Raw genomic sequence first — 14,849 nt, forward strand, 5'->3', positions numbered from 1 at the left:
ACCCCGCAGGGACTTCAGAGCGGGATTCGCAGCCGCTGCGCCGGCGGTTTGGTCCAGGCCGAGGTGACAAGCCCGTCACGGAAGGGCAGCTCCAGCGTCCGCAAGGTGAACTCCGCGACGAGCCGGCTCCAGACGGGGGGCCTGCGCAGCATCGCGTGGCCCTCGGCGGTCACCTCGAACCTGGCCAGGCGGGCGGCGCTCGCCTCGGCCCTGACGGCGTAGGCATAGGAGTCGGCCGGGCCGGTGACCCGGTCCTGTGTACCGTGCGCGATCAGCACGGACCGGCCCCGGACCGGCTCCACGGGCTCGTCCCCCGGCGTCCACGGGGCGAGCGCGCACACGCCCACGACCGCAGGGTCGTCGGCGACGCGCAGGGCCACGCGGCCACCCATCGAATGGCCGACGAGTACCACCGGCAGGCCGGGATGCTCCGCGCGCAACCGGCCGAGGGCCCACCGGGCGTCCAGGACGGGGTCGAGCGCGGGCTCGTTCCAGCCCCGCACCCGGTTGCGCAGCAGCCGGACCTCAAGGCCGTGTGCAGCACCGGCTGCGTACAACGCCCTGGCCAGCGGCACCATGCGCAGGTACGCGAGTCCCCACGGACGCACCACGCCTGCGCCGAACTGGGCCCCGCCGTGCAGCACCAGTGCCACCGCACGGGCCGGGCCTGCCGGGCGCCGTACCAACAGCGCAGGCTCGTCACCTTCCATGCTCTCCATGCCTTCCGTGCCTTCCGTGCCCTTCACGCGGCGACCTCCTCCGCTTTGGTCGCAGTGAACGCCACCGGCGCCGGGGCGCGCGCTACGCGGCGGCGTGTTCCCGCTCACCCTCGCTGAACTGGGTGCGGTGGAGCTCGGCGTACCGGCCGCCTGCGGCGAGCAGTTCCTCGTGCGTTCCGCGCTCGACCACCGTGCCCGCCTCGATCACCAGGATCAGGTCGGCGGCCCGCACGGTCGAAAGCCGGTGGGCGATGACGAGTGCGGTCCTGCCGTCCAGCGCGTCGGTGAGTGCCTCACCGACCGCCACCTCGGACTCGGAGTCGAGGTGGGCGGTCGCCTCGTCGAGGACGACCACCCGCGGCTGGGCGAGCAACAGCCGCGCGATGGTGAGCCGCTGCCGTTCCCCGCCGGAGAGCCGGTAACCGCGCTCACCGACCAGCGTGTCGAGGCCGTCCGGCAGCGAGCGCACGAGCGAGGCCAGCCGCGCCCGTTCGAGCGCGTGCCAGATTTCCGGCTCGGTCACCTCGGGCCGGACGTAGGAGAGGTTCGCCCGGATCGTGTCGTGAAAGAGGTGCCCGTCCTGCGTCACCACCCCGACGGTGTGCCGCAGCGTGTCGAAGCCGAGGTCGCGCACGTCCACACCGGACAGCCGGACGGCACCCGAGTCCACGTCGTAGAGCCTGGGTACCAGCGCCGCGATCGTCGACTTCCCGGCTCCGGACGAACCGACGAGGGCGACCATCTGCCCAGGCTCGGCACGGAAACCGACCCCGTGCAGGACTTCCTCGCCGCCACGGTTGTCCAGAATGGACACTTCCTCCAGCGACGCGAGCGAGTAGCGGTCGGCGGAGGGATAGCTGAAACGGACATCCTCGAACTCCACCGAAACGCCACCGGCAGGCAACGGCTTCGGATCCGGTCGTTCCTTGATCATCGGATCGAGATCGAGCACCTCGAAGACCCGCTCGAAGGACACGAGCGCGGTCATCACATCCACCCGGACGTTGGCCAGCGCCGTGAGCGGCGTGTAGAGCCTGGTGAGCAGCAGCGCGAGCGCCACGACCGTGCCCGGCGCGAGGTCGCCGCGCAGCGCCATCCAGCCGCCGAGCCCGTACACCAGCGCCTGCGCGAGCGCCGACACCAGGGTCAGGCTCGTCATGAACCACCGGGTGAGCATCGCCGTGCGCACGCCGATGTCGCGGACCCGGCCCGCGCGGAGGCCGAACGCGGAGTTCTCGGCGTCCGGCCTGCCGAACAGCTTGACCAGTGTCGCTCCGGGCGCCGAGAAACGCTCGGTCATCTGCGTGGTCATCGACGCGTTCAGCTCGGCGGACTCGCGCTGCAGCGCGGCCATCCGCCTGCCGATCCGGCGCGCGGGCAGCACGAAGACCGGCAGCAGCACGAGCGCGAGCAGCGTCACCTGCCAGGAAAGCGTCATCATCACGGCCAGCGACAGCACAAGCTGGATCACGTTGGTCACCAGCCCGGACAGGGTGGCGGTGAACGTGCGCTGCGCACCGATCACGTCGTTGTTGAGCCGACTCACGAGCGCGCCCGTCCGGGTGCGGGTGAAGAACGCGACGGGCATCCGCTGAATGTGCTCGTACACCGCGCGGCGGAGGTCGAAGATCAGCCCCTCACCGATGCGCGCGGACTGCCAGCGCTCGGCCAGTCCCAGTCCGGCGTCGGCGATCGCGAGCCCGGCGATGGCGACGGCGAGCCACACCAGGACCGACACCGCTCCCCCGCCGACGATCGTGTCGACGACCCTGCCTGCGAGCAGTGGGGTGCTCACCGCCAGTACCGCGGCGAGCACGGTCAGCGCGAGGAAGATCCCGAGCCTGCGCCAGTGCGGCCGGGCGAAGCGGGCGACCCGCCGCACGGTGCCACGGCGCAGTCCCTTCTTCGGCACGTCCGGCGCCCGCATGGCACCGCTCAGCAGTGACCAGGTGTTGTCCACTTCGCCCGCCGCCCTCCAGATACCTCGACCTTAGTCAAGATTTTTTGCGCATATGACCAGCCCAACGCACTGTTCTACCTGATCCTTCCCGACAGGTCCGACAATTTTCCCGGCCGTCGCCGACGGTGGCAGGCGGCTCGGTAACCTGACCGCGACCCCGGCCGCTGCTCAGGAGGTGAACGCGTGGCGACACGACTGGTGCCGCTCCGGCTCCGGCCGAGCTGGAACGAGCGCCCGCTGCCGCTCGACGCCGCGTTCTACCTCGTCTGCGCCGGCTATGCGCTGGTGATCGCGCTGACCGACAAGCACTACGGCTTCCGCGTGTGGGGAACGTTCGCGGTCGCGGGATACGGCCTCGCATTCGTCCACACGTGCTGGCTGCTGCTCACGCCGCGCCTGCGGCCCGGCTGGTGGCGCTCACGCTGGGTGGGCGTCGCCGCCGTCGTCGTCGTGGCGATGCTCGCGCCGTTGGTCACGCTGGTGGGGAGCAGGCTGGGAGGCGGCGACTGGGCACGCGCGCCCGGAGCATGGAGTGCCCAGCCCGAGGTGTGGGTGATCGAGCGGTCCGCGACCCTGCTGCTCGACCACGGCACGCCCTATGTCGACGTCGGCGCACTCGGCCGGCCACCCGTGGTGAACGACTACACGCCGTACGGGCCGGTCATGGCACTGTTCGGGCTGCCGAGGGCACTGCTGGGCGGCACGCCGGTGGCCGATGCCCTGACCGACGCCCGGCTGGTGTTCATCCTCGTGGCGGCGCTATGCGCCTGGGCGAGCCTGCGCCTGCTCGGCTCGCCGCGCGTGCCGGTGCGCGGCGCACAACTCGCGCTGATCGGGCCGTTCACGGCGCTCACCTGGACGGTCGCCGGTCCCGACCTCGCCGTGGTCGGCCTGCTCGTGCTCTCCTGCGCACTCGCCGCGACCGACCGGCCAGTGCTCGCCGCCGTGGTGCTGGCCGCCGTCGCCAGCGCGAAGCTGATCGTGCTGCCGGCCGCCGCCGTGCTGGCGGCGCTCGTGCTCACCCGGCTCGGCGCCCGCGCGCTCGCCGGCTTCGCTGCCGTCTTCGTGGCGATGTGCGCGGCACTGAACGTCCCCGTGCTGCTCGCCGACCCGGCGGCGTTCACCGAGCACGTGATCCGGTTCCCGGCCGGGCTCGGAGCCGTCAGCTCCCCCGCGGCGAGCCCGCTGCCCGGTCACCTGATCGCCGGCACCGGCGCCACCGGCAGGGCGATCGCGTTCGCACTGCTGTTCGCCGCCGCACTGCTGATCCTGGCATGGCTCATCCGGCGGCCGCCGAGGACGGGTGCGGACGCGCTACTGCGCATCGCCGTCGGCCTGGCGGCGTTCACCCTGCTCACACCGGCCACGCGATTCGGCTACCTGGTGTATCCGTTCGTACTGCTCGGCGCGATGCTGTGCTTTCCGGATCGCACCGCAGCACCGCCCGGCACCGCGGAATCCGGCAGACGTACTTCGGCTACTTCTTCTTGACCCGGGTCGCGCCACCCCGGCCACGGAGCTGCACACCCGATTCGGAGAGCACCCGGTGCACGAAACCGTAGGAACGACCGGTCGACTCGGCCAGGGCGCGAATGCTCGCGCCCTTCTCATATTTCTTCTTCAGGTCGGCGGCCAGCTTGTCGCGCGTGTTTCCGGTGATGCGCGCGCCCTTCTTCAGGTCTGCCACGTCAATCCACCTTCCGCCCCGATCGGGTAATTCGGGTCACATTCGACCCCTGCCTGTCGCAATGATCGAACACTGAGCCGCTGAATGCCAGACGGCGAGCGAAAAACCTCCTAAAACGGCGCCATATTGGGCCGATCCAGGGTCCTTGTCCGACCGCAACTAACGAGATCGACTAGCTCTCTCGCCGGGTCTCAGGCGAGCTGTACCAGTTCGAGGTAGTCCTCGGACCAGTGGTCCTCGGTACCGTCCGGCAGCAGGATGACCCGCTCGGGCTCCAGTGCCTCGACCGCTCCCGGGTCGTGTGTCACCAGCACGACGGCCCCGGAGTAGCTGCGCAGCGAGTCCAGCACCTGCGCGCGGCTCGCCGGGTCGAGGTTGTTGGTGGGCTCGTCGAGCAGCAACACGTTCGCCGCGCTGGAGACCAACCCCGCCAGCGCGAGCCGGGTCTTCTCGCCACCGGAGAGCGTGCCGGCGGGCTGGTTGAGCTGCTCGCCGGTGAACAGGAACGAACCGAGCAGGTTCCGCAGCTCCTGTGCCCCGGTGTCCGGGGCGAGGTGCCGGGTGTTCTCCCACACCGACGCGTCGTGGTCGAGGGTCTCGTGCTCCTGCGCGTAGTAGCCGAGGCGCAGGCCGTGGCCGGCGACGACGGCACCGGTGTCCGGGGTCTCCATCCCGCCGAGCAGGCGGAGCAGCGTGGTCTTGCCCGCGCCGTTCAGGCCGAGCACGACGACCTTGGACCCGCGGTCGATGGCGAGATCGACGCCGGTGAAGATCTCCAGCGAGCCGTAGGACTTCGAAAGCTCCTCCGCGGTGAGCGGTGTCCTGCCGCAGGGCGCCGGCGCGGGGAACTTGATCCGCGCGACCTTGTCCGACTGCCGCTCCTCGTCGAGGTTCGCCAGCATCTGCTCGGCGCGCCGCGCCATGTTCTTGGCCGCGACCGCCTTGGTGGCCTTCGCGCCCAGCTTGGCCGCCTGCTGCTGCAGTGCGGAGGCCTTCTTCTCGGCGTTGGCCCGCTCGCGCCTGCGGCGCTTCTCGTCGGTCGCGCGAGCCTCGAGATAGCGCTGCCAGGTCATGTTGTAGGTGTCCAGCTCGGCGCGCGTCGCGTCGAGGAACCAGACCTTGTTCACGACCTCGTCGAGCAGGTCGACGTCGTGGCTGATCACCACGAGGCCGCCCTCGTGCGACTTCAGGAACCCGCGCAGCCAGTTGATCGAGTCGGCGTCGAGGTGGTTGGTCGGCTCGTCGAGCAGCAGGACCGTGTCGGACTTGCCGCCCGCACCGGCCTCGGACGCGGCGAACAGGATGCGCGCGAGCTCGACCCGGCGCCGCTGCCCGCCGGAGAGCGTCTGCAACGGCTGCGGCAGCACGCGTTCCTCCAGCCCGAGGTTCGCGCAGATCCGCGCGGCCTCGCTCTCCGCCGCGTAGCCGCCGAGAGCGGAGAAACGCTCCTCCAGTCTGCCGTACCGCCGGATCGCCCGGTCGCGCTCGGCGTCGTCGACGAGCTCGGACATGGCGGTCTGCGCCTTCTCCATGTCCCGTACGAGCGTGTCGAGGCCGCGTGCCGACAGCACGCGGTCCTTCGCCGGGACCGAAAGGTCACCCTCGCGCGGGTCCTGTGGCAGGTAGCCGAGCTCACTGCCGAGGTGCACCTCACCGGCGTAGGGCTCGCCCTCCCCCGCCAGCACCCGCAGCGTGGTGGTCTTGCCCGCGCCGTTGCGGCCGACGAGGCCGATCCGGTCGCCGGGCTGGACCCGCAGGCCCAGGTCGGCGAGCAGGATGCGGGAACCGGCGCGTAGTTCGAGGCCAGAGGCCGAGATCAAAGGAAGCTCCGTGGCGTAGAAGCGGAAACGGACAGCATGAGACACCCGCACGAGAGGCGGGTCAGCTACTCCAGCCGGACGACCACGTCCCCAGTGTACGTACGCGTGTCCATCGGATTACCCACCCGTGTCCTGGCTCACCCGTCCCGGACGACGATCTCGACGGCCCGGGCCCGCTCGGCGGCGTCGTCGAGCACGGTCCGGCGGGGCTCACCGACGTCGAGCACCCGGGACCCGGCGAGTGCGAACACGGGTTCGAGCCGGTGGTCGGCGCGCAGTTCGTCGATCGCCTTGCGGTCACCGCCGAGCACGACGCCGTCCAGCTCGGTGACCCGGGAGCCGAGCACGTCGGCGGCGTCGTCGGCGGCCGAGCGCAGCGCCTGCCGTGCCTGCCCTTCGCGGCGCCGGGCGAAGCGCTGCTGCGACCAGCCACCCGCGGCGCTGCGGCCGTGCACCAGATGCCGGTCGGTGCGGGAGACGAGCACCTTGCCCCGCTCGGCGACGCCGACGCTGTGCCCGCCGAGCCGGACCAGGAGCAGGCCGATCCGGCGCGGGCGGCAGGCATGCTCGATCAGCGGCCGCACCGCCAGTCCTTCGGCGACGTGCTCGGTGTCCCCGGTGCCGGTGGGCAGCGGTGGAAACGGCACCGCAACGGTCGCGGTGGTGCCGTCGCCACCGGTGACCGCGACCTCGTCGGCACCGAGCACCGTGTGGCGCACGCCGCCGTTGCGCTCGGCGAACCGCTCGAACCACCGCGCGAGCCGCTCGGGCTCCACCTCGACGGCGCGCCCCCCACCGCGGACCGCACGTTTCCGGGCCACGCCGCTCCCCTCGTCGTACCTGATGAGCGTTCAGAGCACGAAGGACTCCGACCACGGCTGGGCGGTCCGGCCGGAGATCGCGTCCAGCATGCCGACCGCCTGCTTGTCGGTCAGCGAGGCGACGAAGTCGACCACTGCCCGGCCCCTGGCGAACGCGCGCACCGCGTCGGCACCCTCGATCGGCTCCCCGGTGGCGCCGACCAGCAACTCCGGCGAGCGCTCGGCGAGCAGGGCGTACTCCGCGCGGGCCACCTCGACGAGGTCGTGCAGCCTGCGCGGCAGGCGGGAGACCTCCTCCCGGTCGGACAGCCAGGCGTCCAGGGCCTCCACCAGCGACGACAGCACGCTCGCCTGGCCGCGCTGATGCAGCGCCAGGTCGGGGCGCAGCAGGACGAACCGCCGGTGCACGAACTTGAGCACCTGCACCTCGTGCCACTGCGCGGGCCGCAGCGTGACATGCCCGGTCCGCGTGGACGGGGACGGTGTCACCTGGACGCCGTCGACCAGACGCGAGCTCCAGCGGGCGGAGAAGGCGGCTATCGCCTGCTCGGCCTCGATCGACCCGTCGAAGGGGCTGGCCAGCAGGTCGTCGACCAGCTCGGCCCGCACGCGCGCCACCGCCTGCGCGAACGCCTCGTCGTCGACGATCCACGCGTCCTTGGCGTGCATCCGGCGGCGCAGCAGTTCCAGGGAGCGGCCCGGCTTGCGATCGCCTGCCCGCAGTTGTTCCGTGCTGAGCTCGGCGAGCTCGCTCACCCGGCCGAGCCACTGGCCGAGCTCCGTGGCCACCGACGCGTGCTGCAGCACGCCGATGCGGTGGAAGTCCTGCAGGTCGTGGATGGCGTAGGCGATGTCGTCCGCCATGTCCATCACCGAGGCCTCGACGGTCTGCTGCCAGCGCTCGATCCGGCCCGTGAACGGCGCCCTCGCCTGCTCCAGGTCGTCGAGTTCGGTGCAGTACGCGGAGAACTTGCTCGAACCCGTTCCCGGCGCGTCGGCGGGCTCCGCCGCGCCGCGCGGCGGCACCCGCATGGCCGCCGGGTGCTGGCTCGGGTAGTGCAGCCTCGCCCACGGGTACTTCAACAGCGCGGCACGGGTCGCCGACGTGAGGTTCAGCCCGATCGGGGTCGGCCCGCCCACCTCGGTGGTCGTGACGATGCGGAACGTCTGCGCGTTGCCCTCGAAGCCGTCGGAGAGGCCGTAGCGGTGCCGCGCGATGCGGTCGAGCACCTGCTCGCCGAGGTGGCCGAACGGGGGATGGCCGAGGTCGTGGCCGAGTGCCGCCGCCTCGGCCACGTCGGGATCGCAGCCGCCGAGCTTGCCGGTGAGCTCACGGGAGTCCGCCGAGGCCGCGAGGCGCTCGGCGATCGCCCTGGCCACCTGCGCCACCTTCAGGCTGTGCGTGAGCCGGTTGTGCAGCAGCCCGGAACCGCCCGCGCTCACCACCTGCGTGACACCGCCGAGCCGCGCGAAGAACGGCGAAGCGGCGATCCGGTCCCGGTCGATCCGGAACGGGCTGCCCGCCAGGTCGGAGAGCCCCCGTGCCGGCTGTTCGCCGTCCCGGCGCTGTGTTCGTGGATCCGGCTCTGCTGACATGGGCAACACCGTACGTTCAGGACGTCGGCGACACGAATCCCGACTCGTATGCCCTGATCACCGCCTGGGTACGGTCGCGCGCGCCGACCTTGGCCAGCACGTTGCCGACGTGGGTCTTGACCGTCTGCAGCCCCAGGTACAGCGTGCCGGCGATCTCGGCATTGGACAGCCCGGTCGCCATGAGCCGCAGCACCTCGGCCTCACGCTCCGTGAGCCCGGCCGCCGCGAGCCGGTCCTGCCCCGGCTCGCCGCCGTGGCGCGCGGCGAGCCGCCGGATCGCCGCGGGGAACAGCAGCGAGTCGCCCGCCACGACCGTCCGCACGGCGGCCGTGATCTCCTCGGGCCTGGCGCGCTTGAGCAGGAACCCGCTGGCGCCCGCGCGCAGCGCATCGTAGACGTAGTCGTCGTTCTCGAACGTGGTCACCACGACCACCTTCGGCGGTGAGTCCAGTGTGGACATCAGATGCGCGGTCGCCCGGATGCCGTCCACCGACGGCATCCGGACGTCCATCAGCACCACGTCCGGCGCAGCCGGGACACCAGTCCCGGCACCTCCGCGCCGTCGACCGCCTCGCCGAGCACCGCGAGGCCGGGCTCCGACTCGAGGATCGCGCGCAGGCCGGCCCGCACGAGCTGCTCGTCGTCCACGAGCAGCACACCGATCGGTTCCCCGCTCATCGCATGCCCAGCGGCAGCCGCACCGCGACCTCCCAATGTCATCCGTCCCGCCCGGCACGCACCTCGCCGCGCAGCAGCTCCACCCGCTCGGTGATCCCCCGTAGCCCCCGCCCGCCACCGGGGACGCCGCCTTGTGCCGTACCGAGCGGGTTGCGCACGCTCAGCCGCAGCTCCTCCGCGCCCACGTGCACCCGGACGGCGACCGGCACCCTGCCGGCGTGCCGCAGCGCGTTGGTCAGGCACTCCTGCAGGATCCGGTATGCCTCCCTGGACACCACCGGCGTCACGGCGCCGGGTTCGCCGTGTACCTCGCTGTCCACGGCGACGCCTGCCTCCCGGGTCGCCGTCAGCAGTGCGGGCAGCTCCGTCAGCCCCGCCCGCGGCGCGCGGGCCCCGTCCTCCTCCCGCAGCAGGCCGAGGACGTGATCCAGGTCCTCCAGCGCCGCGCGGGCCGAGTCCTCGACGGCCCGCAGCGCGCGTTCGGCCGTATCCGGCTGCCGCCGCAGCGTCCGGCGGGCCGCGCCGGCCTGCAACGACACCACGCTCAGCGCGTGCCCCACGGAGTCGTGCAGCTCGCGGGCGAGGCGGTTGCGCTCGGCGAGCACCTCTGCCTGCCGCTGCAGTAGTGCGATGCGCTCGGCCACGGGAAGGCCGAGCAGCGCCCGTGCGGCCCGGGCGAGCAGCGCGCCGCTGCCCGCGACGACCGGGAACAGCAGCAGCACCGACAGCAGCAGCACCGCGGGCAGCCACGCACTCGCCCAGCCCGTCGGCATCGCGGTCGAGCCGTCCGTCCCGACCGGAAAGGTACCGGTGAAGGGGACCGCCACGGACAGTGCCAGGAGGATCGGCAGCACCAGACTTGCGAAGCTCACCACGCCACCGACGAGCACATGCGCCACGAAGAGCCCGCCCGCCCGCAGCCGCGCGGGCCATCCACCGGACGACTGCTCCGGCACCGGTTCGTCGAGCAGCTCCCGCACGGCGGTCGCCTCGATCGCCCGCACGGCGGGCAACAGCGAGGTGGCGCCCAGCACGGCGAGCGCGCCGAGGCCACCGAGCAGGACGGCCACGTCGACGGGAGCCGGGACCGGCAGCAGTGAGGGGACCACCATGGCCGCGAACAGCACGTACGGCACCAGCACGGCGCCGCCGAGGATCAGGTAGACCCAGCGGCGATACGTCGCGCGGCTCACGACCGCGGCGAGCCGATCGCGAACACCTCGTGAGTGCGCATGCGAGTGAGAACTCGACTCGGCACTGACGAGGTGGTCGGCGGGCTAGACCGTGAAGCCGAGGGCGCGCAGCTGCTCGCGGCCGTCCTCGGTGATCTTCTCCGGGCCCCACGGCGGCATCCAGACCCAGTTGATCCGGAAGTCGCGTACCACGCCCGTGCCGCCGGTCAGCACCGACGACGTCTGGTCCTCGATCACGTCGGTCAGCGGGCAGGCCGCCGACGTCAGCGTCATGTCGATGGTGGCCGTGTTGTCCGGCTCGACCCGGATGTCGTACACCAGGCCGAGGTCGACGACGTTGATGCCGAGCTCGGGGTCGACCACGTCGCGCATGGCCTCCTCGACGTCCTCGACCTTGGCGACGTCCGCGGCGGGCTGCGCCTGCTCGGGCAGGTCCGCGGCCGTGCGGCCGTCGCGGTGTTCCGGGGCCTCCGGAGAGGCGGCCTGCGTCTGTTCCTCGGTCATGAGCCTTCCACTTCCGTTCTGTGGCACCGGGCCGGATCGCTACTCGATCACGGTGTTCGCCGCACGCTCCCCGTGGGGAGTCTGCGCCAGTGCGTCCTTGAACGCCATCCAGCCGAGCAGGGCGCACTTGACCCGGGCCGGGTACTTCGCGACGCCGGCGAAGGCGACGCCGTCCTCCAGCACGTCCTCGTCCGGTTCGACCTTGCCACGGCCCTGCATCAGCTCGACGAACGCGTCCATCGTCGTCAGGGACTCCTCGACGGTGTGCCCGGTGACGAGGTCGGTGAGCACCGAGGTGGCCGCCTGGCTGATCGAGCAGCCCTGCCCCTCGTAGGAGACGTCGGAGACCTTGCCGTCGGCAACCTTCACCCGCAACGTCACCTCGTCGCCACAGGTCGGGTTGACCTGGAACGACTCACCGTCGTACGGCTCCCGCAGGCCGCGGCCGTGCGGGTTCTTGTAGTGATCCAGGATGATCTCCTGGTACATGCTCTCCAGGTTCATGGCCGGTCAGCTCCGAAGAAACGCTGCGCCTCCCGCACCCCGGCCACGAGCGCGTCCACTTCGGACAACTCGTTGTACAGGTAGAACGACGCGCGTACCGTCGCCGGCACGCCGAGCCTGCGGTGCAGCGGCCACGCGCAGTGGTGTCCCACGCGCACCGCGACACCCAGGCTGTCGAGCACCTGGCTGGCGTCGTGCGGATGCACGCCGTCTATCACGAACGAGACCGCGCCGCCCCGCGACTCCATGTCGGTCGGGCCGATCACCCGTACGCCGGGAACCGCCGTCAGCTCCGCCAGCGCCCGCTCCGTGAGCGCGTGCTCGTGTGCCGCGACGCGGTCCATCCCGACCACGGAAAGGTACTCCACCGCGGCACCGAGACCGACCGCCTGCGAGGTCATCGGCACGCCCGCCTCGAACCGCTGCGGCGGCGGAGCGAACGTCGAGCCCTCCATCCGGACCATCTCGATCATGGAGCCACCGGTGAGGAACGGGGGCATCGCCTCGAGCAGCTTCCGCCGCCCGTAGAGCACGCCGATACCGGACGGCGCCAGCATCTTGTGCCCGGAGAACACCGCGAAGTCCACACCGAGCGCGGCGAAGTCCACCGGCGAGTGCGGCACCGACTGGCAGGCGTCGAGCAGGGTCAGCGCACCGACCTGCCGCGCGCGCTCCACCAGCGTGCGCACCGGGTTGATCGTGCCGAGCACGTTGGACTGGTGGGTGAACGCCACCAGCTTCGTGCGCTCGGTGATCAGCTCGTCGATGTTCGACAGGTCGAGCCTGCCCTCGTCGGTGACCCCGAACCAGCGCAGCGTGGCACCCGTGCGCTGGCACAGCTGCTGCCACGGCACGAGGTTCGCGTGGTGCTCCATCTCCGTGATGACGACCTCGTCACCGGGGCCGACCGTGAACCGTTCCATCTCCGGACCGGCCGTCACGGCGTTGCTCATCGCGTACGCGACGAGGTTGATCCCCTCGGTCGCGTTCTTCGTGAACACCAGCTCACCGGGCACCACGCCGACGAACTCGGCGATGCGCGCCCTGGCGTCCTCGTAGGCGTCGGTGGCCTCCTCGGCGAGCTGGTGCGCGCCGCGGTGCACGGCCGCGTTGGCCGTCTCCAGGAACCGCCGCTCCGCGTCGAGCACCTGGACCGGGCGCTGCGAGGTCGCCCCGGAGTCCAGGTAGACCAGCGGCTTGCCGTCGCGAACGGTGCGGGACAGGATCGGGAAGTCGGCGCGCACCGCCGCGACGTCCAGGGGCAGCGAGTCAGGCGTACCGCCAGACACTGTGGTGGTCATCGCGCCAACTCCTTTCGTTCTCTCCTGGGGCGTCCCGCTCAGACGGCCGCAGTGGTACCGGCCTTCTCGATGTACTTCACGTAGCCGCTCTCCTCGAGCTCGTCGGCGAGCTCCTTGCCGCCCGACTCGACGATCCGCCCACCGGCGAACACGTGCACGAAGTCGGGGTGGATGTGCTTGAGGATCCGGGTGTAGTGCGTGATCAGCATGACGCCGACGTCGTTGTTCGCGGTGTACTCGTTGACGCCGTCGGACACCACACGCAGCGCGTCGACGTCCAGGCCGGAGTCGGTCTCGTCGAGGATCGCGAACTTCGGCCGGAGCAGGGCGAGCTGCAGGATCTCGTGCCGCTTCTTCTCACCGCCGGAGAAGCCCTCGTTCACACTGCGCTCGGCGAACTCGGAGGAGATGTCCAGCTTGGCCATCTCGTCCTTGACCTCCTTGACCCAGTGCCGCAGCTTCGGCGCCTCACCGCGCACGGAGGTGGCCGCGGAGCGCAGGAAGTTCGACATCGACACGCCCGGCACCTCGACCGGGTACTGCATCGCGAGGAACAGCCCGGCACGGGCGCGCTCGTCGACGCTCATGTCCAGGACGTTCTCGCCGTCCAGCAGCACCTCGCCGGAGGTGACCTCGTACTTCGGGTGGCCTGCGATCGCGTAGGAGAGAGTGGACTTGCCGGAGCCGTTCGGGCCCATGATCGCGTGGATCTCGCCCGAGCGGACCGTCAGGTCGACGCCCTTGAGGATCTCCTTGCTGCCCTCGTCAGTGGTGACTGCGGCGTGCAGGTCCTTGATTTCCAGTGTGGCCATGCCTCTTCGTTTCTCTCGTCAGTGTCGGGAAGCTGTCGGGAAGCTGTCGGGACCCTTCGGTGGTCCGGGAGTGCGAGCTCAGACGCCGATGGCCTGCAGTTCCGCCTCGATCGCGGCCTCGAGCCGCTCACGCACCTCCGGGATGTCGATCTTCATCAGGATCTCGTGGAAGAACCCGCGCACCACCAGCCTGCGCGCCTGCTCCTCCTCGATCCCACGCGACTGCAGGTAGAACAACTGCTCGTCGTCGAACCTTCCCGTCGCGCTCGCATGCCCCGCACCGGCGATCTCACCCGTCTCGATCTCCAGGTTCGGCACCGAGTCGGCGCGGGCGCCCTCGGTGAGCACCAGGTTGCGGTTGAGCTCGAACGTCTCGGTCCCCTCCGCGGCGGCCCGGATCAGCACGTCGCCGATCCAGACCCCGTGCGCGCCGTCGCCCTGCAGCGCGCCCTTGTAGAGCACGTTCGACTTGCAGTTCGGCCCCGCGTGGTCGACGAACAGCCGGTGCTCCTGGTGCTGGCCCGCGTCCGCGAAGTACAGCCCGAGCATGTCGACGTCCCCGCCGGGGCCCGCGAACGTGGCCGTGGGGCTGACCCGCACCAGATCGCCGCCCAGCGTGACGACGATGTGCTTGAGCTTGGCGTCCCTGCCGAGCCGCAGGTGCTGCTCGGAGACGTGCACCGCGTCGTCGGCCCAGTCGTGGACGCTGACGACCGTGAGCTGCGCACCGTCGCCGATGACGAACTCCACGTTGTCCGCGTAGGTGCCGGAGCCGACGTGGTCGAGCACGATCGCCGCCTCGGCGAACGCCTCCGCGCGCACCTGGACGTGCCCGTAGGCCGTCTCACCCTCACCGGGCCCGCTCAGCCGGACGACCGTGGGCTTCGAGGCCTTGGTCTCCTTCGGCACCGTCACCAGCGTGGCGCTGGTGAACGAGGAGTAGGCCTGCGCCGCGACCCGGTCGGAGGGAGTGCCCGCCGCGCCGAGGCGCTCGTCGTCCCGGCCGACCGTCTCGATCCGGACCTCCGGCGCGGCGTCGGCGTCCACCTTGATCTCGCCCGTCGCGGGCGCGGAGCCGTTGTGCAGGCCCCGCAGCCGCTTCATCGGAGTGAAGCGCCAGTTCTCCTCGCGTCCGCCGGGGACCTCGAAGGCCTCGACGTCGTACGAGGAGAACCGCTCCCCGCGGGAGACCGCCGGAACGACGGCCTCCCCGGCAGCGGCTGTGTTGGCGGTGTTCTCTTCCGTCACCGTCAT

At 71.2% G+C, this 14,849-nt stretch carries 13 protein-coding genes and 1 pseudogene; 1 reads left to right on the forward strand and 13 read right to left on the reverse strand.

Annotation, left to right across the window (positions count from 1 at the left end):
- Positions 1 to 14: 14 nt before the first annotated feature.
- Entirely contained in the window at positions 15 to 710 is a 696-nt protein-coding gene (locus JAP66_RS18860; RefSeq protein WP_199433198.1) for an alpha/beta hydrolase, read from the reverse strand.
- Between the two features lie 91 nt (positions 711 to 801).
- Positions 802 to 2,679 carry an ABC transporter ATP-binding protein gene (locus JAP66_RS18865; RefSeq protein WP_199433102.1) on the reverse strand — a complete coding sequence of 626 codons (1,878 nt, stop codon included), beginning with the start codon at positions 2,677 to 2,679 and terminating at the stop codon, positions 802 to 804.
- A 183-nt stretch (positions 2,680 to 2,862) separates the two neighbouring features.
- Between JAP66_RS18865 and JAP66_RS18870 the strand changes: the two genes are divergently transcribed.
- Positions 2,863 to 4,170: a glycosyltransferase 87 family protein gene (locus JAP66_RS18870; RefSeq protein ID WP_199433103.1), complete on the forward strand. Its 1,308-nt coding sequence runs from the start codon at positions 2,863 to 2,865 to the stop codon at positions 4,168 to 4,170.
- Here JAP66_RS18870 and JAP66_RS18875 read toward each other — a convergent pair.
- The 11 genes and pseudogenes from JAP66_RS18875 to sufD form a co-directional block, all read right to left on the reverse strand.
- Positions 4,157 to 4,366, reverse strand: a complete 210-nt coding sequence (locus JAP66_RS18875; protein WP_005437638.1) for a helix-turn-helix domain-containing protein — start codon at positions 4,364 to 4,366, stop codon at positions 4,157 to 4,159. The genes JAP66_RS18870 and JAP66_RS18875 overlap by 14 nt on opposite strands.
- Positions 4,367 to 4,557: 191 nt before the next feature.
- The gene (locus JAP66_RS18880; protein ID WP_199433104.1) at positions 4,558 to 6,186 is read right to left on the reverse strand and encodes an ABC-F family ATP-binding cassette domain-containing protein; all 1,629 of its coding nucleotides are present in this window, start codon (positions 6,184 to 6,186) and stop codon (positions 4,558 to 4,560) included.
- A gap of 137 nt (positions 6,187 to 6,323) precedes the next feature.
- Positions 6,324 to 7,007, reverse strand: a complete 684-nt coding sequence (locus tag JAP66_RS18885; RefSeq protein WP_199433105.1) for an acVLRF1 family peptidyl-tRNA hydrolase — start codon at positions 7,005 to 7,007, stop codon at positions 6,324 to 6,326.
- Positions 7,008 to 7,037: 30 nt separating this feature from the next.
- Positions 7,038 to 8,603 carry a deoxyguanosinetriphosphate triphosphohydrolase family protein gene (locus JAP66_RS18890; protein WP_199433106.1) on the reverse strand — a complete coding sequence of 522 codons (1,566 nt, stop codon included), beginning with the start codon at positions 8,601 to 8,603 and terminating at the stop codon, positions 7,038 to 7,040.
- Between the two features lie 16 nt (positions 8,604 to 8,619).
- Positions 8,620 to 9,281, reverse strand: a pseudogene (locus JAP66_RS18895) (response regulator).
- A 38-nt stretch (positions 9,282 to 9,319) separates the two neighbouring features.
- Complete coding sequence (locus JAP66_RS18900; RefSeq protein WP_307849620.1) at positions 9,320 to 10,474, reverse strand: sensor histidine kinase; 1,155 nt, start codon at positions 10,472 to 10,474, stop codon at positions 9,320 to 9,322.
- Positions 10,475 to 10,558: 84 nt separating this feature from the next.
- Complete coding sequence (locus JAP66_RS18905) at positions 10,559 to 10,978, reverse strand: metal-sulfur cluster assembly factor (protein WP_199433107.1); 420 nt, start codon at positions 10,976 to 10,978, stop codon at positions 10,559 to 10,561.
- 39 nt (positions 10,979 to 11,017) lie between these two features.
- Positions 11,018 to 11,482, reverse strand: coding sequence for a Fe-S cluster assembly sulfur transfer protein SufU (gene sufU / locus JAP66_RS18910; protein ID WP_199433108.1), 465 nt, complete (start codon positions 11,480 to 11,482; stop codon positions 11,018 to 11,020).
- Complete coding sequence (locus JAP66_RS18915) at positions 11,479 to 12,783, reverse strand: cysteine desulfurase (protein WP_199433109.1); 1,305 nt, start codon at positions 12,781 to 12,783, stop codon at positions 11,479 to 11,481. The genes sufU and JAP66_RS18915 overlap by 4 nt, the downstream gene beginning before the upstream one ends.
- Positions 12,784 to 12,821: 38 nt before the next feature.
- A complete protein-coding gene (sufC, locus tag JAP66_RS18920) occupies positions 12,822 to 13,595 on the reverse strand; it encodes a Fe-S cluster assembly ATPase SufC (protein ID WP_199433110.1) in 774 nt (257 codons plus the stop codon).
- 78 nt (positions 13,596 to 13,673) lie between these two features.
- A complete protein-coding gene (gene sufD, locus JAP66_RS18925; RefSeq protein ID WP_199433111.1) occupies positions 13,674 to 14,849 on the reverse strand; it encodes a Fe-S cluster assembly protein SufD in 1,176 nt (391 codons plus the stop codon).

Origin of the sequence: Qaidamihabitans albus (assembly GCF_016464705.1) — a bacterium.
In the GTDB taxonomy this organism is placed as follows: Bacteria; Actinomycetota; Actinomycetes; order Mycobacteriales; family Pseudonocardiaceae; genus Qaidamihabitans; species Qaidamihabitans albus.